This is a genomic window from Cohaesibacter sp. ES.047 (genome assembly GCF_900215505.1).
Lineage (GTDB): Bacteria > Pseudomonadota > Alphaproteobacteria > Rhizobiales > Cohaesibacteraceae > Cohaesibacter.
The window spans coordinates 3,769,824-3,790,385 of the sequence record NZ_LT907844.1 but is presented as its reverse complement, the minus strand read 5'-3'; the positions used below and the strand labels follow the sequence as shown (position 1 = coordinate 3,790,385).

Below are 20,562 nucleotides of genomic sequence, written 5' to 3'. Positions count from 1 at the left end.
CACCGGCACCCCGCATGACACCTCACCCCAAGCGCCTCAAGCAAAAGTCCCTGCGCCATCGCCTGCTCCTGAGCATGGGCGCGGCGTTTCTGGTGATCCTGACCGTGATTTCCATCGGCCTTTGGGGGTATGCGCGGCAGGCTGCGAACAAAGCCTATGATCGCCTTTTGCATGGCGCAGCGCTCTCCATTCTGGAACGGGTGAGCTATTCTGCGGATCAGGTGCGGGTTGACCTGCCCTACTCTGCTTTCGAAATCCTTGGCCTCGCCATGGATGATCGGGTTTTCTATCGCATTTACACCCGCGAGAATGGCACCATCACGGCGTCACATGACCTGCCAATGGCCAAGAATTACGAGCCAGCAGAGCGGCCGGTCTATTGGGACAGCCAGTTTAGTGGTGAAATGGTGCGCTTCATGCAGCAGTCTCGGCTAATCACCGAGGGTGAGCGCTCCTTTTGGGTGATCGCAGAACTGGGCCAGACACGCATCGCAAGAAACGCAATGACGGCAGATCTGTTCTGGCGCGGGTTGGCCGTCGCGGTTTTCATCACAGCGGTCGGCCTGTTGTTCGTCTGGTTCGGCATCAATCGTGCTTTGCACCCACTCATCTATGTTGAACGGGATCTTCGTAAGCGGGACATTTCGGATTTCACGCCCCTGCCTGTGACGCCACCAAGGGAGGTGGCCAGTCTCGTCATGTCGATCAACAGTTTTATCACCCGGCTAAAGAACAACCTCGATCACTCACAGACCTTCATTGCGGATGTCACCCACCAGATCAGAACCGCCTTGTCAGCACTGCAAGGCCAGTTGGAACTTGCGACCAAGGAGACGGATTCCGATGCGCTGGCGGTGCGCATCAATAAGGCCGAGCAACAAAGCCGCAACACAATCCGGCTCACCAATCAGTTGCTGGCCCACGCAATGGTGATCCACCGGGCTGATCAGAAAATGATGGCAGATTTTCATCTCAAGGATGTCTTAAAAAACACTCTGGAGACGATCCTCCGGGAGCATCTGAAATCCAATATCGAATTCACCTTCGACATTTCGCCGCGCATTGAGAATGGACCTGAGGATGCGGACCTGTTGTTTGGCGACCATATATCCATTCGCGAAGCGCTCAAGAACATCATCGACAATGCCATCAAGCACGGGCCGCCGGACAATCACATTAGGATTTCGCTTGATCTTGTTGGAAATGATATGGTTTTGGAAGTTGCGGATTCCGGCCCGGGCATTGCGCCCGATGATCGCGAAAAGGTGCTCGAGCGGTTCTATACCACGGCTTCTGATGGAGAAAATTCCGGTCTGGGGCTCAGCATCGTTGATGAAGTGGCGCGCAGTCACAACGCGCAATTGGTTCTGAATCAGTCGGATCTGGGCGGTCTCAGTGTCAAACTGGTGTTCGAGAGATAGGGTCATCATGCATCACACCAAGCGACGAGTTTCAACCATCTTCGCCTTCAGCCGTATGTCTGTCGCTCTGCTGTTCGGGCTGTTCCTCACTGGATTGATCGGACAAGCCAGCGCCGAGACAAAGCTGAACATCTGGGGCAGTACAGACACCTCGGCCTTTACAAGCCTGATCCTGACCTTTGAAGCGCAGAACCCGGACATCGACATCATTTATCACGAGCTTAGTTCCAATGAGCTTTATGATCAGGTCAAGACTACCCAGAAAAAAGGCGATGAACCCATCGATCTCGTCATCAGTTCGGCGATTGATCTTCAGGTCAAGCTGGTCAACGACGGCCTCGCGTCCCCTTATGTGTCCGATGCTACAAATCTGGTGCCGGACTGGGCCCGCTGGCGAAACGAGCTTTTCGGTTTTACCTATGAGCCGATCGTTCTTGCCTATAACAAGGCAGCCTTCAAGGGCTATCCCTTGCCCAAGAGCCACGCCGAACTTGCCGAGTTGATCATCAGCAACATCAACTACTTCAAATTTAGGGTCGGCACCTATGATGTTAACTCATCCGGCGCGGGGTATCTTTTCTTCACGCAGGACGCCCTGCAAAGCAATCAGATCTTCAGGCTGATTGAAGCCTTGAGCCGCGCCCAGATGCGCACTTTTGGCTTTACAGCCGCTATTCTGGATGCCGTGGCGTCCGGCGAGCTTTTCCTTGGCTATAATGTGATCGGCACCTATGCGCTTGAACGGGCGAAAAATGACCCCAATCTCGGTGTCCTGCCGTTCAAGGATTACACAATCGTGATGGCCCGCACGGCCTTCATCTACAAATATTCTCCCAATCGGGACGGTGCGGAGCGCTTTTTGGAATATCTTCTGTCCGATCAGGGACAGCAGGTCATTGCCGACGATTCTTCGCTCATCCCGATCTCCCCAACCTTGCGGAGAGAAAGACTGCCCAAGGATGGAACCAACGCCTATCTTCCCATCAAACTGGGCGTGGGCATTCTGACCTATCAGGACAGCCTCAAACGGCAGTCTTTCCTTGAAGTATGGAACAGTATTTTCAGCCAGTCCAACTCTGACTAGCTCGTTGGTTCAAGCATCAATCTTGGCTGTGGCAGGGGCGTTTTCATCAATGCGTTCAGCAAGATCAAGCAGAATGCGAAGCCCATAGGGCCAGCGCCCGAAACCGGCTTCGGAGTTTATGTGTCCCGCTTCGCCAAGATCGATGAAGTCCGCCCCCCAGCCCTTCGCCAAGACCTGTGCGCGCTGGAAAGAAATCAGCTTGTCGTTGTGACTGGCCACCAGGGTTGTCGGGACATCAAGGCGTATGTCAGGAATACGTCCCTCGGCTTCAAAACGGACTGGTTCTGCCGGTGCAACAAACATCGCCCCGGAAACGTCAGAGTCGTGTTCGGCGATGACGCAGGCCGATGCCAAAGCGCCCAGAGAATGGCCAATGAGGATAGAGGGGCGGTCCTGCTCTGCGACAGTGCGCTTGATGGCATCAATCCAGAGATCGATATCGCGCTGCTCCCAACGCCGCTGTGCAATGCGCTCGAATATTTCGATATCCCGTTCCCAGAAGCTTTGCCAGTGCTCGGGCCCGCTGTTCTTGAAGCCGGGTACGAGAATAAATGAATATTTTTTCGAATAACCCTCAAGGGCCTCAATAAGCTGCGGGTCTGTTATCTGCCTGACCACTTAGTTGCTCCAAATCATCGCCCTGTTCATCAGGTCGTGAACATACTTTATTCTCTTCCTCTTCAATCTTCAACGTGTGACGGTCAAATTGCAACCATTCAACGATGTTCGCTATCCTCAGGCTGCCAACCCGTCACGATGGCTTTCATTCCTTCGCGCAATTCCTCAATCGTATGTGCTCGGGATCTGGCGCAGGCGTGGGCCTCTTCGTCGCAGAGCAGGCATTTTCGCGGCGGAAAGCCTACCTGCTTGCGGGACAGGCCCTCCCCTTGAGCGCTATGCACATCAAGGTCCCATAGTCTGCCCAAGGGATGAGACACTTCGATCGCCACCATCGCGCGTTTTAGTGTTTCAGGCGTCGCATCGACAAGATAGAGACATTCTGGACCCGATGCCACCTCGCCAGTCCAAACCGTCTCGTATGACCATCCCTGTTGTTTGAAAGATCGATCAATCGCGGTCCGCGCTTGATCGGCAAGAAGGAGAGAAAGAGCACAGGTCTTGATGGCGCCGGGCATGACGATTGTCATGGTCAGACTCGGCAAGTGATGCCTTTGTTGCGCCGCGACCCGCCTCTGGACGCGCTGGTCTTTTGCAGAAAGGATCTCCGGCACAGTGACGACCGGACCATCGAGGAGCCCAGACTTCTTCATTCGGCGGCCTCCCGATCACTTGCTTGCATCACACGGGGGATTTGGCTCAAAAACCATGTGACGGCAACAAGATCCGCACTGCCGCCGGGGCTGAGATTGCGTGCGATGAGATCATCATCCATTGCCATCAGATCCTCATGGAAACGGTCCGAATTGACGCCCCCAGTCTTTCTAAGATCCCGTGCCAGCCGGCGCACCAGAAACAGCTCTTCGATCCCGCCTCTCGTAACCAGATTGGTGTCGCGATTGTGAGCGAGCAGCTCAAGCATGGCCGCCAAGAGGGCGCTTTCTGTGTCGTGGCCATTTTGGATGGCGCGGGAAAAGGCTGGCAACGCGTAGCGCATGACAGTCGGAAAGCCGCCCTCGGCCTCCCCGCGCGCGCCAGACAAACCGTAGCGGCGGAAGATATGCTCACCTGCCGTTGTCGCGGTGTGGCGTTGTCTCACCAGTTCCCGATCCACCAGACCGGACAGCATTTCGGCGACTGATTGACAAAGCAGCTCCGGTGTCAGAGACCTGCCCTGCCCAATACACCGTCCGGCAGCGCCCAGCAGAAGGCCAAAGGCGAAAATGGCTCCCTTGTGAGTATTGATGCCGCCCGTTCCTCGGTTCATGGCGTTCTCACAGGTGAGACCATGGCTGCGCAATTGCGCAAAGGCCTGTGGTGCCGGATCGTGAGATGTATCCCGCCCAAGAGTGACAAATTGTGCAAAGTGAGGATGAAGCACCTCCGCGCTCGCCATGAAGGTGGTGAGCGTCATATCCTCGTGCGAGCCATTGTTGCGCCTGTCCACGAGACCCGGTTTGGGCGTGAGGGTGGCTTCCGCAATCAGGGCTTCGTGGGCCAGATCCGCCAGCGCCTGATCAATGTTGCCTTCTACCCCGACCTGCAGACCTTTTGCCTCAGTGGCAATTGGTGTCGCAGCCCGAAGGGCTAAATTGATGTTGGCACTGGCTGGGATCTCAAGTTTCGTCATGAAGCGACCTGATGCACCTGATCAATGACCGTTCCATCCCGGTAGCGAACGATGCCAACGACCTTGTCGAGAAACTCGATTGGCTTTGGCTTACCGGTGATGTTGATGGCACGGCTGTGCAATTCCTCGATTGACATAACAGGCAGGTTTGCGGCCTTGAGCCGTTCAGCAACGTCTGGCCGGTTCGGATTGACCGCAATGCCGTGATCGGTGACGAGTACCCCGATGGTCTCTCCGGGCGTCACCCGAGTGGTGACCTTTTCAACGACGGTGGGAATGCGTGAGCGGATCAACGGAGCGGCAACAATGGACAGCTTGGCTCCTGCGGCGGCATCGCAATGGCCACCGGACGCCCCCCGCATCACACCGTCGGACCCGGTCAGAACGTTGACATTGAAGTCGAGGTCAATTTCCAGCGCCGACAGGATTACCATGTCGAGCCGGTCAACAACGGCGCCCTTGGAGAGCGGGTTGGCGTAATAGTGCGTCGAAATCTCGACGTGCTTTGACGAGCTTTCCAGAGAGCGGGCCGCGGCGCTGTCAAAACTCTGTGTGTCGAGCAGCACATCGATCAGCCCCTTTTCGTGCAGATCGACCATACCGCCGGTCTGGCCACCAAGAGCCCATGCGGCCTTGATGCCCTTCTGCCGCATGCGATCTTCGATGAAGCGCACTGTAGCCGTCGAGGAGCCGCCCGTACCGGTCTGCATGGAGAAACCATCTTCGAAATAACCGCCATTGACCATCACTTCTGCCGACAAGCGCGCAATCAGCAGTTCACGCGGGTTGGTGGTCGCGCGGGCCGCTCCGACGCTAATCTTGGCCGGATCACCGACTTCATCGACCTGTACGATATAATCAACCTGATCATGGCGGATACTGGCCGGAGTGTTGGGGAACGGCACAATGTCCTCGGCCAGCATGATGACTTTCTTGGCATAGTGGGCATCGACCATCGCGTAACCGAGAGAGCCACACCATGACCGGCCAGAGACACCATTGGCATTGCCGAACGGGTCGCAGGCCGAAACGCCAAGGAAGGCAAGGTCGATTTCGATTTCGCCGCGTTCGATTAACGCCACACGGCCACCATGGGAATGAATGGTGATCGGCTCATCCATCAGGCCGTGGGAAATTGCGTCCGCGAGCTTTCCGCGCATACCGGAGGTGAAGATCTTGCGGATCACGCCGGACTTGATGTGCTCGATCAGCGGCGAGTTGGCGGTTACCAGCGAAGACGAGGCCAGCGTAAGATCGTGAAAGCCCATTTCAGCCAGAATGCCAACAACCATGTTGATGACCTTGTCGCCTTCGCGGAACGCATGGTGGAACGAGATCGTCATGCCATCTTCGAGGCCAGCAAGTTTGACGGCTTCCTGAACCGTTTTAACAAGCTTGCGATTGAGCTTGGTCTCCTCGTCGGCCAGATATGGGACGTGAGCCGCAAACCCGGCATAGGGTTCGAGTGCACTCAGACGAGCGCCTTTGTCATTTTGCGATGCCATTTTCTGATCCACTTTCCTACTGTCTCACCCCGGAAGCCTGCGCCTTGCTCAGCACGCGCTTGGCATTCTCAACGATCGGCGCATCGATCATCTTGCCGTTCAGCGCAATGACCCCGAGCCCTTCGGCTTCGGCCTTTTCGGCTGCGGCAACAACGCGATTGGCATAGTCGACATCTTCCTGCGTCGGTGCATAGGCATTGTGAAGCAATTCGATCTGTCGCGGGTTGATGAGGGATTTTCCGTTAAAGCCCAGTCGCTTGATGATCCCGACTTCCCGAAGAAAGCCTTCTTCGTCATTGAGGTCCGAGAAGACCACATCGAAGGCATCGATCTTGGCTGCGCGCGCGGCATGGAGCACGGCACAGCGGGCATAAAAGAGTTCGGTCCCGTCCCCGCGTTCGGTCTGCATGTCCGTTACATAGTCAAAGCCAGCGAGCGCAATGCCCATCATGCGCTTGGAAGCCTTGGCGATATCTACGGCGTTGACCACCCCGGATGCAGACTCGATAGCGGCCATCAAAAGCGTCGAGCCAACCTCTCGGCCACAAGCTTTCTCAATAGCCTCAACCTCTGCTTCCAACTCATAGACATCATCTGCGGTTTCGGTCTTTGGCAGGCGAATGACGTCGACCCCACCGCGCACCGCGGCCTCCAGATCGTCTCGTCCGAAGGGCGTTGAGAGCGGATTGATGCGCACGACCCGTTCAACATTTTCATAAAGATCGGATTTCAGGGTGTGGTAGACCAACAGGCGAGCAGCATCCTTCTCCCTCAGGGAGACCGCATCTTCAAGGTCAAACATGACCGAGTCCGGTTTGAAGATGAAGGCGGTCGACAGCATCGCCGCGCTGGAGCCGGGGATGAACAGCATGGAGCGTCGCAATGTCATGACAGTACCTCCCAATTGATGGCTTTGTTGCCTGCTGCGCGCATCAGGGCTGCCTCAACGCGCGCTTCAATCACGCAGTCCAGCGCCCCCTTGTCCTCAATGATGACCGTGGCCCCCTCCGTCACCCCAAACTTGGTGAGCGCGTCTTCGACGACCTTTCGGATCTGATCGCCGAACTGATGCGCAACTTCGCTATTTACGATCAATTCCAGGGGACCGTCTATTGGTGAGACCCTGACAAACAGATCACTCGATTCGAGCGTGCCAGCCAGCGCCTCCTGAACGACCTTCATATTCGACTCCTCTTAATCAAAATGCAGTGTCTACTCCGAGATACGGAGCATGCCGCGAGGTCGGGGCGGGAAGCGGTCTGGCGGACAGTGTGCCACACAACACTTGGCGTCCCTGTTTCCTTCGTGAAACGGCCGGTGAGGCGGACTGCGCAAAACTGGCCACCGCCCTCACCCGGCTTCACGCTAATTGTTGCTCCGTTTGGACCTGTCGAGATATTTCTCGACAATCAGGTTGTAGGTCGGCTCCGGAACGAGCTTTTTAACGCGGTCCATATTGCCAGCCTTTAGCAGTCGGCGAACCTCGGAGGCAGACACGGCAATGCCGTCTCTCTGCGTTCGCTCCAGCTCCACGACATTGACCGGCCAGGCAACAGAGCTGGGTTCCTGAAGCCAGTACATCATGTCGTTGTTGTATTTTCTTGTGGTATCGCAAAAAGGCTCTGTGCCAACGAAGCGGTGAGTGATGCCCAGAGCCGGTGCGATGTATTTTCGAAACAGCAATAGATCCACTGCGGTACGGCACTTGCCCACCATGCCCTTGTCCTTGAAGAAATAGGCCGGGAACGTCGCCCGCGAGATCATGTATTTCGACCCTTCGTGCAAGGTCAGATTGGGGATGTCTTTCGTCATTTCCTGAGCCAGAGCAAACCGGTCCTGATAGGAAAAGAGAGACGCGTCTTCCTTGACAATGAACAGATGCAGCCAATCACTCGCCTTGGCCGCTTCCCTGATCAGGTATAGATGCCCGAGCGTGAAGGGATTGGCATTGGCAACGACGCAGCCAATCTTTTTGGCCTCCACTCTCTGTCGAGTAAGGGTTTCGCAGTAGGAACGAATGCCTACCGGCGTGTTTTCCAGCAAAGTTGTCTGATGGGGCACTTCGACAAGCGGGTAGAAACCGCACCCGAGGAAAAAGTCCGCTGTGTGGGGCTCGGTATAGACGAACAGGATCGTATGGCCCTGTTCCTGGGCCAGATAGACCACCTCGCTCACGAGCCGGAGGCTCAAGGCACTGCCGCGCAACTCGGGCGTGATCGCCACATCCTTGATGATGCCCTTTTCAAAGCCGGCACAGGCAACAATCTTGCCGTTATCCCTGCAGACGACAAAGGCCTCGATATGCTTTTCATAATCGAGACCGCAATCTGCAAGCAATCCGACGATTTCCTGACGGGCATGCGGGTCGAATGCGGGTTCGACCGTCTCAAATTCCAATCCGTCGCTCACTCGCGCTTCTCCTCCGGCCACAAACGGAACAGCACGTTCCAGCTTAAGACCTTTCTGGCGCTCTCTGTGGAGCACTGGCACAGAGCGAAGGTTGTTTCAACGCCCGAACCAGCAGGTCAGGCCTTAGTCCATTCTCGCCTTTTCCTGCCGCATCGTCGCGCCGGAAAATCGATGGCAAAGGGATCTAGCAAGGCCTCATTCATTGCGCATGATCGCCTGTCTTTGTTGGCGATCTTCAAGAGGCGGGCGTTGTCACCCGCCTCTGATTTTTCTGATACAAGAGCGCATTGTTGATAGGTCACAATGCCAGCGTCAACAGGGCCCTAAGGCTCAGTTAGACCCTTCGTCCTGAGCTTCTTCGGTTACCGTCTTCATCTTCTTGGGCAGGAACCGACCAACAAAGATTGGCAACACAAAGCCGATGATGGAAATGCTCCAAAGCGTGATGGCAAGCGGGCTCTGGAAGAGAACGGTCCAGTCACCGTCAGAGATCGTGATCGCGCGGCGCAGGTTGCTTTCCATATTGTTGCCTAGCAGCACCCCGAGAATCACCGGCACAAGCGGCACACCAAGTTTTCTAAGTGCCCAGCCCACGACACCGAAGGCGATCATGATGAGCAGGTCGAAGGTGGAACCAGCAATCCCGTAGATGCCGACAAAGCTGACCATCGCAACGATTGGCATCAGAATGCGCGGCGGCACCAGCAACACGCGAATGAACATGCTGACAAACGGGATGTTCAGCAGCAACAGAATGAAGTTGCCAATGAAGAGCGCGGCAATCAGACCCCAGACCACTTCAGGGTTGTTGTTGAAGAGCAACGGCCCCGGCGTGATGTTGAGCGCCAAAAGCACAGCCAGCAAAACCGCTGTCGTCCCTGACCCCGGAACACCAAGCGCAAGCATTGGCACGAGCGCACCACCGGCAGCGGCGTTGTTCCCCGCTTCAGGAGCAGCGACACCGCGTGGGTCCCCCTTGCCAAAGGTGCCGTCCTTGTCGAGAAGGCGTTTCTCCATGGAATAGGAGATGAACGATCCCAACGAGGCCCCGGCCCCGGGCAGAACACCGGCAATAAAGCCGACCACACTGGTCCGCAAGATGGAAGGCACACTGCCCATGAAGGTCTTCATCGACGGGGTCAGACGCCCCAGCTCGACTTTCTTGCCTTCAGCATCGGCACTGCCCTGGCGGTTTTCAATGAAGATAAACACTTCAGACAGGGCAAACAGACCAACGATGGCAACAAGGAAATCGATGCCGTCATAGAAGTGGACCATGCCGAAGGTGAAGCGGGGAACACCGGTTTGGGTATCGACCCCGACCATTGCAAGGCCAAGGCCCAACATGGCAGCGAAGGCTGATTTTGCCTGATTGGTTGAAGACACGCCGCCAAGCGTCGCAAAAGCGAGCGCAAACAGCGCGAAATATTCTGCTGGTCCAAAGGCCAGAGCAATCTTGACGAGCTGCGGCGCCAAAAGCACCAAGCCGCAAGTGGCGAGGAACGACCCGATGAACGAAGCAAAACCGGAGAGCGAGAGAGCTTCACCGCCCCGCCCCTGCTGGGCCATCGGATAGCCATCGATACAGGTCATCAAGGCCGGTGCATCACCGGGAATGTTGAGTAGGATCGAGGAAATACGGCCACCATACATGGCACCGTAGTAAACGGACGTCAGCAGGATCAGAGAAGGCGTTGCCCCCAGCCCCAGCGAGAAGGCCAGCGGAATGAGAATTGCGACACCGTTCGAGGGCCCAAGGCCCGGAAGCGCGCCCATGATGGTGCCAAGAAAACAGCCGACAAAGGCCAGCAGCAGATTCTGCCACGTCAGCGCAATGGCGAAGCCGTCAAGTAGCGAAGATAGAGTATCCATTGTCAGCGCACCCTAAAAGCCTAGTGGTCCCTTGGCCAAGGACAGGCCAAAGAGCAAATGGAAGATGACGTAGATGCCGACCGAGATCGACACACCGACGATCAGGGAGCTGATCGCTGACGTCCCAAGACGCCAGGTCAGATAGGCCGAAACCACGGCGGTCGCGATAACGAAACCAACGACGGTCAAGAATTCGGCATAAAGCACCATGGCAATAATGGCCGCGACGATCTCAGCAAACCGGTTGAGCGTCGGCCACTTGGGCTCGGCGTCTGGTTTGATGATGATGAACACGGAAGAAATTGCCAGAATTGCCGCGATGATCAGCGGGAAAGCTTTGGGGCCGACCGCATCGGAGAGGAAACTTTCCTCAATCAAAAAAGCGGAATAGGCAAAGAGCGCGGCGAGCAGAAGGCCGCAGATACCGAAGATACGATCACTCATAATGTCCCCCTCAGACAGGAGCTGTGGCGGCAAGCTTGGTACCGCCACAGTATAAGTTCAGAAGTTATTTGATGATGCCGATATCGCGAGAGATCTTCTGGATCTTTGCAACGGATTCCGCAACGAAGCTCTGGAATTCTGGGCCCTGCAGGTCAAGAGGAGCCAAACCGTTGTTTTTCATGACGGCTTTCCATTCCGGCGCATCGTAAAGGGTATCAATTTTGGAAACCCACGCTTCATAAGCTTCATCGCTCATGTCTTTGGGAGCATAGAAGCCGCGCCAGTTGGCACCAATCGCATCGATGCCCTGTTCTTTTGCAGTCGGGAAGGCAGCATAGTCGCCATCAAGGCGTTCGGGAGACAGAACGGCAATCACGCGGATATCACCAGAGTCTACAAAGCCTTTTGCTTCGGAAATATCACCGGAGAATGCCTGCACGGAACCGGCCAGAAGCTGTGTCACGGCTTCTCCACCACCGTCAAAGGCAATGTATTTTACCTTGCGAACATCGGTGATGCCCGCAGCGTTGGCTGCAATGAGAACCTTGAGGTGGTCCCAGCCGCCGACAGCAGATCCACCGGCAACGGCGACCGAAGACGGTTTGGTCTTCAGCGTTTCCATCAATTGGCCCAGATCCTTGATCGGGCTGTCTTTGGCGACAGCAATCACACCATAGTCAGCGCCGATGGCACCAACCCAGCGGACCTGATCCATCGTGTTGCCCGGATAGGCACCCTGAGCGAGACGAGTGGCCGTTGCCGAGGAAGCTGCCACGATCAGGTCATTGTTATCGTTACGTTTATTGACAACTTCGGCAAAGGCAACACCACCACCGCCACCGGCTAGGTTGCTCACCTGCATGGTCGAATCGAGCAGGCCAAGATCCTGCATGGTCTTGCCAACCTGACGGCAGGTGAAGTCCCAGCCGCCGCCCGGGTTTGCGGGGGCTATACACTCTGGATTTTCAGGCTCAAAGGCCTGAGCAGCGACTGGGACAAGTGCGAATGCCGCCACGGCGACAGCCGTGCGTACAACTTTGGAAATCATGTTTTCTCCTCCACATAGAACCGGCACAAACTTTTGCGCCGGTCAACTGGAGGGATCATAATCGCCGAACCTGACACCTAGCTGTCACAGATCGTGCTTCTGAGGCCTTATACGCACATTGAGCCGCCATTCGTAGCATTCGACCGGCTGTGATCTCGTCTTGCGGTTCAAATACTGTCTCAAAAAGCAGACGATGCTGCTTTGCCTTTTCTATTGAGTCGCCATCAATGCTTGCCAACCCCGGCCGCCTTGCACTCCCCGTTCGGGATGCAAGGCGGCTTTCGTTGACTTAGCGGCAACTTGTCGGTTTGGAACGAGGTGGATATAGTGCTCGCTAACTTTCGCGTCTCTCGTTCCGTTCCAGAGCTGGTGTCATGCGTTCCGTTCGACCTTTTGTGATCCTCTTTGTCGTCGTCGCTCTGGCCAGCAGCATTTTCTGGGCGTCCTCACGCTATTTTCAGAGCCTTGAACTGACGCAAGGTGAAGGCCGGTTGTCACTTTATCGCAGCACCGTCACCGCCGTGCTTCAACGCTTTTCACATCTGACACATATTCTGGCGCGGGATCCGATCGTGATTGCGACCGCTGAAGGTGGCGACACGGAGCGGCTCAACAGGCGCCTGAGGGACTTTGTCGAAAAGTCCGGGCTCAATTTCATCTATTTGATGAACACCGATGGTGTCACGATCTCTGCTTCGAATTTCGACCAGCCATCCAGCTTTGTCGGTGAAAGCTATGCTTTTCGTCCCTACTTCCAGATGGCGATGCAAGGCAAGCAGGGCCGTTTTTACGGCATCGGAGCCACAACGGGGCTGCCGGGATATTTCATTTCCAATGCGGTTCTGAACAGACAAGGCGAGACGATCGGCGTGATCACGATCAAGATTGATCTGTCCGAGTTGCAGGAAAGCTGGCGCGAGGCCGGAGAGAATGTCCTTCTGGTCAATTCCGACGGTGTCGTTCTGCTCGCCTCAAGTCCCGAATGGCGCTATCGCACCCTGTTCGATCTAACCGAGGCGCAGAGGAAACGCATCCGCGCCTCGAAACAGTTTTCAAACAAGGTTCTAGCCCCACTCGACTGGCACCCGATCAATCGGACGCGCGCCGAGATTGGCGGGCGCCAATATCTTCATCTCATTTCCAATGAGCTCCCGCATGACTGGGCATTGCACTATTTCGCCAGCGATGATCGGGCCACCGCTCGCAGCTGGTTGGTCTCCGGTGTCGTGGTCATCCTGGCGGGTCTCATGATCATGTATTTGCAATTGCAGCGTACGAGACGCATCGGGGCCGCGCTTGTCAGAAGCGAGCAGAACGAGGCCCAGTTGCGCCAGTCGAACGAGCGCCTTGCTATCGAAATTACGGAGCGCCGGGAGGCGGAGCGCCGCCTCAAAAAGACACAGGACGAGCTGGAACGTGCCAGCCGTCTCGCGGCACTGGGGCGTCTGGCGGCGCTTGTCACCCATGAGTTGGGCCAACCGATTGCCGCCATGCGCAATCATCTGGCGGCAGCCGAGCTGACCGAACAGGCAAATCCGCAAGTTACAAGCCGGATCGAAGGCCTCGTTGACAGGATGGAAGGCATCACCAGACAGCTCAAATTCTTTGCCCGCACGCAGGAAGAAGAGTTTGAAGCGGTCGATCTACGGCAAGCCATGCAGGTTTCCATCGGCCTTGTCGATCCCAACTTGTCTGAACATGATATAGAGGTGTCTCTCGACATGCCGGACCATCCCGTGCTGGTCTATGGCAACCGTCTGCGGCTTGAGCAGATCATGACCAATCTCGTGCGCAATGCCGCCGATGCGGTGGAAGATACGGACGATCCAAAGATCTATGTCGAAATTGGCCAAGCGCGCGAAACCGCGTGGTTCGAGATATCCGACAATGGACACGGGCTTGGCGAGGCCACGCTGGATGACTTGCAGGAACCTTTCGTCACCACACGGGAAAGCGGGCGCGGCATGGGGCTCGGCCTTGCCATCAGCGCCGGGATCATCAAGGATCACCACGGCCAGATGACAGCCCGCAATATTGCCAGCGGCGGCGCGCTTTTCCGTGTCGCCTTTCCCCGCCATCAGGCTGATGAGCGAGACAGGCCGGAAGGGATACAGACGTGAGTGACAAACGCCAGCACAGCATCCTCATTGTCGATGACGACAAGGCCATGCGCCAATCCCTGATCGAGTTGATGGAAGCCGCGGGATGGCGCGTGGAAGCAGTTTCTCGTGCCAACCGGGTTGCTGGTGTGCTCTCCGACTTCACTCCCGATGTAATCTTGTCGGATGTTCGTATGCCGGGCATGTCGGGCCTTGAACTCTTGGCAAGTCTCGATCTGCCGCTCTCGCCACCTCTGGTGCTCATCTCTGCCCACGGCGACATCCCGATGGCCGTGCAGGCCATTCAGGACGGGGCCTACAGCTTTGTAGAAAAGCCCTGTGAGCCAAGACGTCTCCTGACGATCCTGCGCAACGCCGCCCAGCAATATCGCATGAAACAGAGCAACAATCGTCTCAAGAAGCGATTGATGCGCCTGTCCGGTTTGGATCGGGTGCTTATCGGTCAGAACAGGGAAATTGAGGCCCAGCGGCAGGACATATTGGAGCTGGCAGACATCCAGACCTCAGTGCTTGTTCAGGGAGAGACGGGAACGGGTAAGGAGGTTGTTGCACGAGCCTTGCACGATCTCGGCCCCAATGCTGACGGGCCTTTTCTTGCCATCAACTGCGCCATGCTGTCCCCCGACACGTTCGAAACGGAGATGTTCGGCATATCGGAGGGCAAGGACGGACGCCTGCTGGCGGCGGCGGGCGGCACATTGTTTCTTGATGAAATCTGCTCCTGTCCCATGCCAGTGCAGGCTCAGCTCCTGCGCGTGATCGAGAACAAGAGAATCTTACCCGTAGGCAGCACGGCCCCCATCCCGGTCGACTTCCGCGTGGTGTCAGCGAGCAATGAAGACGTCAACGATGCTGTCGCGGACAAGAGGCTAAGGCAGGATCTTCTGTTTCGGATCAACACCTTCGTTTTGTCGGTTCCTGCGCTCAGGCACCGCCGAGATGACATCATGCTGTTGATGACGCATTTTCTTGATGAGTTCGCCAGGATCTACGACTGTGCACTGCCGGAATTGCAGCCAGACGACATCGCCATGCTGATGGCCCATGACTGGCCGGGCAATGTGCGCGAGTTGCGCAGTGTCGCCGAGCGGCGGGTGCTGGCAGAAAGGCGCGGCAAGCGGTCCATGTCTGATGTCATCAATGCGGAATTGACGCTGGATGACGGTCCCAACAGCCTGCGCGATGCGGTGGCGGCACTGGAACGGGAATTGATCAGCAAAGCCATTCAAGTGCATGAGGGACGCATGGATTCCGCCGCCGAAGCTCTGGGAATCGGCCGTAGAACACTTAACGAGAAAATCGTCAAACTCGGCTTGGACAAAGACTCGCTGCTGTAATACTTTGTATTAATGCCGCGATATCGTGTATTTCTCAACCTTGCGGAAATCCGCAGGCACCCTCATACGAATTGCGCAAATTTCTTCCTAGTCAAACGCGATCAAATGAATAATGCTGTTCGGTATATTATTCATCGCGTGCTTTTTTGGGAGGAACAATCATGCGAAATCTTCTTGGCGGCGTCGCCATTGCTGCTCTTTCTTTGTCTTTTGCTGCTGAAGCCTATGCCTTAGAGTGGAATGTCTCTCTATGGGGCAAACGCCGCGCCTTTACTGAAAATGTCGAAAAGCTGGCGGAGTTGGTGAAAGAAAAGACCAACGGCGATTTCATCCTCAACATCAGCTATGGCGGTTTGTCCAAAAACCGCGAGAATCTCGATGGCATCTCGATCGGTGCCTTTGAGATGGCTCAGTTCTGCGCTGGCTATCACCGCGACAAGAACCCGTCCATCACGGTTCTCGAATTGCCGTTCCTTGGCGTCTCTTCGCTGGAGCAGGAAGCCAAGCTTTCCATGGCCGTCTACAATCATCCGGCGGTGAAGAAAGATCTGGCGCGCTGGAACGCCACGCTCTTGATGCCGTCTCCGCTACCGCAGTATAATATTGCCGGTGTCGGTGATGCACCCAAGACCTTGAAGGATTTCGAAGGTTTGACGGTCCGCGCGACAGGCGGCATCGGTTCGGCCATGGAAACAGTGGGTGCCGTTCCCACCTCCATGTCTGCATCAGAAGTTCGTCAAGCCATGGACAGCGGTGTCATCAAGGCCGCAGCCTTCGCACCGCATGCCCACATGTCCTTCGGCACCATCGAAAATGCGACATGGTGGACCACCAACCTCAACCCCGGTTCGGTGAACTGCCCGGTCGTGGTCAACACCGATGCACTCGATGGCCTGTCCGAGGAGCATCGCGAAGCCCTGCTTGGGTCCGTCGATGAAGCCATTGCCTATTACATCGACAATTATAACAATAAAACGATGAAGGCTTGGGGCCCTGCTCTTGAAGAACGCGGCATCGAGAAGGTCACCTTCTCGGACGAAGAAATTGCCAACTTCAAGAAAGCAGCCGCTGATCCTGCCGCCACGGCATGGATCGAGGAAAACACCCGGCGCGGTCTTCCTGCCCAAGAGCTGTATGATCTTGTCACCGGCATGATCGAAGCGGACAAATAACGCACAATCCCGGCCCTGTGTACTCATTGCACAGGGCTTCCTGATCCATGCGTATCCCATCAGCTGATGGTCTTGCTGATGGGGCACGCATTCGAATGCATGGAGGCTCGCCATGGCCGGTCGCTCACTCCTGTTGACCGACGACAGCATACTTAGCAAAATCGATCAATCTTTCAACAAGCTGGAAGCCACACTCGCCTTCATCAGCGGCTTCACCGTGTTCCTTCTGATGATTCTGGCGGTCATTTCCGTTGGTGGCCGAAATCTCTTCAATCAGCCGCTTTCGGGGTATGTTGACTGGATCGAACAAGCCATGCCGCTGATCGCGTTCATGGGCATTTCCTATGTTCAGCGCAATGGTGGCCACATCCGGATGGATATGGTTGTTGGCGTTTTGCGCGGGCGACCGCTCTATCTGGTCGAATGGATCACGACTTTCGCCATCCTGATTTTGATGGCGCTCATGGTTTGGGGAACGTGGGCGCATTTCCAGCGCTCCTTCGACTTCAACATGCCCATGTGGAGCCGTGATAGTTCGATGGATATCGCCCTGCCAATCTGGCCTGCCAAACTCTTGGCCCCGGTCGCCTTCTCGGTTCTGTGCGTCAGGCTCGTGCTTCAACTTTGGGCTTATACGCGGGCTTTCATTCGTGATGACCAGGCGCCAATTGCAGTGCCGCTCATCGCAGATGCGGCAACGCTCGCCGCAGAAGAAGCTCAACATGTTTCCAGTCAGAACGACTAAGGAGTGCTGATATGAATCCCCTTGATATTGGCCTCATCGTTACCGCGGGCCTTCTTGTGATCGTGCTGCTTGGCATGCGCGTTGCCTTCGCTGCCGGCTTGGCTGGACTGATTGGTCTAGTCTGGATCTTCTGGGCAAAGCGTGGCTATGACATGGAGCACCTGACTTGGGCGCTCACAGTGGCCACCAAGACCGCCGGTCAGGTGCCCCACTCCAAGATCGCCTCGCAGGCGCTCAGCCTCATCCCGACCTTTATCCTTATCGGTTATCTGGCCTATTACGCTGGTCTGACAAAAGCGCTGTTTGAAGCAGCAAAGAAGTGGCTTGCCTGGATGCCGGGAGGACTAGCTGTTTCGACCGTCTTCGCTACGGCGGGCTTTGCAGCCGTATCTGGCGCGTCGATTGCGACATCAGCTGTGTTTGCGCGCATCGCCATTCCTGAAATGCTGGCCATCGGCTATGACAAGCGCTTTGCCGCCGGTGTGGTTGCTGCGGGTGGCACACTCGCTTCGCTCATTCCGCCTTCGGCCATCCTTGTCATCTATGCCATCATCGTCGAGCAGGATGTCGGCAAGCTGCTGCTTGCAGGGTTCATCCCCGGGGCCTTTTCGGCGCTTGTTTATGGCTTGCTCATCGTTGGCATGGCAATGGCGATCAAGGGCTTTGGCCCGTCGCTTAGCGGCTTTACATGGCGAGAACGGTTTGCCGCCCTGCCGCCAGCTCTGCCCATTGTGGTGGTTGTCCTGACCATTATCCTCTTCGTCTACAATCCGTTTGGCGGCGATGCATGGGGGACACCGACCGAAGGTGGAGCCATCGGGGCCTTTGTGGTGTTCCTGATGGCGGTCTATCGCGGCATGCGTTGGGAGCAGTTCAAGGACGCCCTTTTGGAGACGGCAAAACTGTCGGTGATGATCTTCACGATCATCTGGGGCGTGCTGATCTACGTCCGCTTCCTCGGCTTTGCCGATTTGCCGGGTGCCTTCTCGGCGTGGCTGACATCACTCACCCTGTCTCCGATGCTGATCCTTGTCTGCATTCTGCTCGCTTATGCAGTGCTGGGCATGTTCATGGATGCCATCGGCATGTTGCTCTTGACCCTGCCGGTCGTCTATCCGGCGGTGATGGCACTCAATGGCGGCGAGTTTGTCTCAGCGGCAGACAGCACATTTGGCATGAGCGGTCCCATGTGCGCGATCTGGTTCGGCATTCTGGTGGTCAAGATGGCAGAGTTTTGTCTCATCACGCCGCCAATCGGGCTCAACTGCTTTGTTGTGGCCGGGGTTCGAGATGATCTGTCGGTGCAGGATGTCTTCAAGGGGGTTACGCCCTTCTTCATCGCCGACGCCATCACGATTGCCTTGCTGGTCGCCTTCCCGGCGATTGTCCTGTGGCTGCCGTCGCAGGCTTAGCGGACATCATCTGAGCTAAAGATCAGCAGCGCCGGAGTGTCTCTGGCGCTGTTTCTTTATCTGCCAGTAGGTATTAGTCCCGATCTCGCAGCACCTCGACATTGCCCGGAATTGCTGTTTATCATTGGGGTCATGGAACCATTGGCCACAAACACCAGCTCCCCAATGCTGGACGCCGTCGCGTCAGGCGGTCTGCCGCATGTGCTGCTCGGCATCGTGGTTGCCGTTTTGATGGGGTATCTCTATCTCAGGATTGCCCGGCATCGCTCAGCATGCTCGTCCTGCAACAGTGGTTCGGCCGGATGCTCATCCTGCAGTCTTCTCGGTCAGGTGACGTTTGACACGACTACGCCTCTATCCTCAAAGTCGGACGATCAATCCTGAACTTGAACCAGACAAGCGGTCTATGACTCCACCCGATGCGTGACAATGGTAAAGCCTTCCTCGGGTGTCGGCGGGACAAAATGCGCCGAGAACCGTTCGAATTGCTCTTGTGTGACAGCGAACGGATGCTCGCCGCTTGCATTGCGTTTCTGAAGCCTTTTGAGACAGACATCATCTGATGCATCCAAGAGGTGTAACGCGTGATCTGCATCTGTCTGTGCGAGGATGTCGCGCATCCATTGGCGGGTTTCGACCGTGTTGGCGGGGAAATCGAGCACGACGGAAACACCGGCTTTCAGCAATTCGAGGATATGCGGGCCCATGACGGATTGCAGTTTGGCAGCACAGCGCAAATAGTCCTTGCCCGTTGCCATCTGGTCCGCAAAAAGAGTGCCCAGCCAATCATCTTCAGAAATCCGGACCGTCTTGTCTCTGCTGGCCAGCTCTGATGCCAATGTTGATTTTCCAGCCGCGATCTTGCCGCACAACATATGCAGTGTTGGCTTCATGGATGTCATCAGTCTTTCCCTTTGTTGTTTGATTTGATGAGCTCCGCAAAGAAACCATCAATCCGTAGAAGGTTCAACCCGGTTGTAAATAACGGGCATTTGGCCCTTCCATTGGCGCCAAACCGCATCGGAACAGATCAATTCGGCCATGAAATGCGCCACGTTGATGCGACTTGTGGTGCCTGCGTCAAAAATTGCACTTCTTGTTGGCGACGGGTGAAGGGTGTAGGCCGTGACCTCCTCCAGATCGATCAGCCCATCGGGGCGAACGGCAACCCATTCAATCCGTTCATCGTCTTGGCCGATCCGAGTACGCAGAAAATCGGCTGCCTTTTCATTGTCCAAGTGGGGCGGCAAGAAGACCCGCAAAAGGCCGATCACCAAACGTTGGGCACAGGAGACGTGCTCTTCAAGATCCCGATTGCTGTTGCCTGTCGTGTTCATCAGAACAAAGCGCACAGGCGCATTGGCATTATGCTGTTGAATGGCTCTGGCAAGACGACGCGTTGCATCTGTTACCAGACGGCGTGGATGGCCGAACATGCCCTTGAAGGTGAGATTATGCCCCAGGCAAGAGGCCACGGCGGAGCATCCGTCCACCAGTTTGGCCATCTCTTGGTCATCAAGATCAAGAAGGCTTGCCTCAATCAGGTCAAGCCCTTTGTGATGTCGTAGTTTGTCCGGCAAGCTTTCAGCTGAGCGAACCACCGCCCTCACCCGCTCGCCCCTATTGAGCAATTGCTCCACCAGCCGCAGCCCCGTTGCGCCACTTGCTCCCACCACCAATGTTGTCATGTCCGTTCCGATCCTGCTCGTTGCTTTGGTAGGAGAGATTTAGAACAGCGCTCTGAT

At 56.1% G+C, this 20,562-nt stretch carries 20 protein-coding genes; 8 read left to right on the top strand and 12 right to left on the bottom strand.

The genetic code is table 11. The features are described 5' to 3' along the window. The first annotated feature begins 14 nt into the window (after positions 1-14). Both CPH65_RS17395 and CPH65_RS17390 read left to right on the top strand, forming a co-directional pair. Positions 15-1,421 (top strand): sensor histidine kinase, encoded by a 1,407-nt coding sequence (locus CPH65_RS17395; protein WP_096175031.1) that lies wholly within the window; start codon positions 15-17, stop codon positions 1,419-1,421. Positions 1,422-1,428: 7 nt separating this feature from the next. Next, complete coding sequence (locus CPH65_RS17390) at positions 1,429-2,505, top strand: ABC transporter substrate-binding protein (RefSeq protein WP_096175030.1); 1,077 nt, start codon at positions 1,429-1,431, stop codon at positions 2,503-2,505. A gap of 9 nt (positions 2,506-2,514) precedes the next feature. Here the strand turns inward: CPH65_RS17390 and CPH65_RS17385 are convergent, their stop codons facing one another. The 10 genes from CPH65_RS17385 to CPH65_RS17340 all read right to left on the bottom strand — a co-directional run bounded on the left by CPH65_RS17385 (position 2,515) and on the right by CPH65_RS17340 (position 12,031). Continuing rightward, on the bottom strand, positions 2,515-3,123 hold the full coding sequence (locus CPH65_RS17385; RefSeq protein ID WP_197703879.1) for an alpha/beta hydrolase: 609 nt from the start codon (positions 3,121-3,123) through the stop codon (positions 2,515-2,517). Between the two features lie 98 nt (positions 3,124-3,221). Continuing rightward, positions 3,222-3,776, bottom strand: a complete 555-nt coding sequence (gene citX / locus CPH65_RS17380) for a citrate lyase holo-[acyl-carrier protein] synthase (protein WP_096175029.1) — start codon at positions 3,774-3,776, stop codon at positions 3,222-3,224. Further along, on the bottom strand, positions 3,773-4,753 hold the full coding sequence (citG, locus tag CPH65_RS17375; RefSeq protein WP_096175028.1) for a triphosphoribosyl-dephospho-CoA synthase CitG: 981 nt from the start codon (positions 4,751-4,753) through the stop codon (positions 3,773-3,775). Before citG ends, citX begins: the two co-directional genes overlap by 4 nt. Then, the gene (citF, locus tag CPH65_RS17370) at positions 4,750-6,258 is read right to left on the bottom strand and encodes a citrate lyase subunit alpha (protein ID WP_096175027.1); all 1,509 of its coding nucleotides are present in this window, start codon (positions 6,256-6,258) and stop codon (positions 4,750-4,752) included. The genes citG and citF overlap by 4 nt, the downstream gene beginning before the upstream one ends. 16 nt (positions 6,259-6,274) lie before the next feature. Next, positions 6,275-7,147, bottom strand: coding sequence for a citrate (pro-3S)-lyase subunit beta (gene citE / locus CPH65_RS17365; RefSeq protein WP_096175026.1), 873 nt, complete (start codon positions 7,145-7,147; stop codon positions 6,275-6,277). After that, positions 7,144-7,440: a citrate lyase acyl carrier protein gene (citD, locus tag CPH65_RS17360; RefSeq protein WP_096175025.1), complete on the bottom strand. Its 297-nt coding sequence runs from the start codon at positions 7,438-7,440 to the stop codon at positions 7,144-7,146. The genes citE and citD overlap by 4 nt, the downstream gene beginning before the upstream one ends. Before the next feature lie 183 nt (positions 7,441-7,623). Next, positions 7,624-8,667: a [citrate (pro-3S)-lyase] ligase gene (citC, locus tag CPH65_RS17355; protein ID WP_096175024.1), complete on the bottom strand. Its 1,044-nt coding sequence runs from the start codon at positions 8,665-8,667 to the stop codon at positions 7,624-7,626. Between the two features lie 330 nt (positions 8,668-8,997). Further along, positions 8,998-10,539: a tripartite tricarboxylate transporter permease gene (locus CPH65_RS17350; protein ID WP_096175023.1), complete on the bottom strand. Its 1,542-nt coding sequence runs from the start codon at positions 10,537-10,539 to the stop codon at positions 8,998-9,000. A 12-nt stretch (positions 10,540-10,551) separates the two neighbouring features. Further along, positions 10,552-10,983, bottom strand: coding sequence for a tripartite tricarboxylate transporter TctB family protein (locus CPH65_RS17345; RefSeq protein WP_096175022.1), 432 nt, complete (start codon positions 10,981-10,983; stop codon positions 10,552-10,554). A 64-nt stretch (positions 10,984-11,047) separates the two neighbouring features. Further along, entirely contained in the window at positions 11,048-12,031 is a 984-nt protein-coding gene (locus tag CPH65_RS17340; RefSeq protein ID WP_096175021.1) for a tripartite tricarboxylate transporter substrate binding protein, read from the bottom strand. 374 nt (positions 12,032-12,405) lie between these two features. Between CPH65_RS17340 and CPH65_RS17335 the strand changes: the two genes are divergently transcribed. From CPH65_RS17335 to CPH65_RS17310, 6 genes are all read left to right on the top strand, one after another. Continuing rightward, positions 12,406-14,151 carry an ATP-binding protein gene (locus CPH65_RS17335; protein ID WP_096175020.1) on the top strand — a complete coding sequence of 582 codons (1,746 nt, stop codon included), beginning with the start codon at positions 12,406-12,408 and terminating at the stop codon, positions 14,149-14,151. Beyond that, positions 14,148-15,488 (top strand): sigma-54 dependent transcriptional regulator, encoded by a 1,341-nt coding sequence (locus CPH65_RS17330; RefSeq protein WP_096175019.1) that lies wholly within the window; start codon positions 14,148-14,150, stop codon positions 15,486-15,488. Before CPH65_RS17335 ends, CPH65_RS17330 begins: the two co-directional genes overlap by 4 nt. Before the next feature lie 161 nt (positions 15,489-15,649). Next, positions 15,650-16,660, top strand: coding sequence for a C4-dicarboxylate TRAP transporter substrate-binding protein (locus CPH65_RS17325; protein ID WP_096175018.1), 1,011 nt, complete (start codon positions 15,650-15,652; stop codon positions 16,658-16,660). Positions 16,661-16,772: 112 nt separating this feature from the next. Beyond that, positions 16,773-17,405, top strand: coding sequence for a TRAP transporter small permease subunit (locus CPH65_RS17320; protein WP_096175017.1), 633 nt, complete (start codon positions 16,773-16,775; stop codon positions 17,403-17,405). 11 nt (positions 17,406-17,416) lie between these two features. After that, complete coding sequence (locus CPH65_RS17315) at positions 17,417-18,817, top strand: TRAP transporter large permease (RefSeq protein WP_096175016.1); 1,401 nt, start codon at positions 17,417-17,419, stop codon at positions 18,815-18,817. Between the two features lie 165 nt (positions 18,818-18,982). After that, positions 18,983-19,201 (top strand): hypothetical protein, encoded by a 219-nt coding sequence (locus CPH65_RS17310; protein WP_096175015.1) that lies wholly within the window; start codon positions 18,983-18,985, stop codon positions 19,199-19,201. A gap of 20 nt (positions 19,202-19,221) precedes the next feature. Here CPH65_RS17310 and CPH65_RS17305 read toward each other — a convergent pair whose 3' ends face one another. Continuing rightward, the gene (locus tag CPH65_RS17305; RefSeq protein WP_096175014.1) at positions 19,222-19,719 is read right to left on the bottom strand and encodes an ATP-binding protein; all 498 of its coding nucleotides are present in this window, start codon (positions 19,717-19,719) and stop codon (positions 19,222-19,224) included. A gap of 48 nt (positions 19,720-19,767) precedes the next feature. Continuing rightward, entirely contained in the window at positions 19,768-20,505 is a 738-nt protein-coding gene (locus CPH65_RS17300) for an NAD(P)-dependent oxidoreductase (protein WP_096175013.1), read from the bottom strand. Positions 20,506-20,562: the final 57 nt, after the last annotated feature.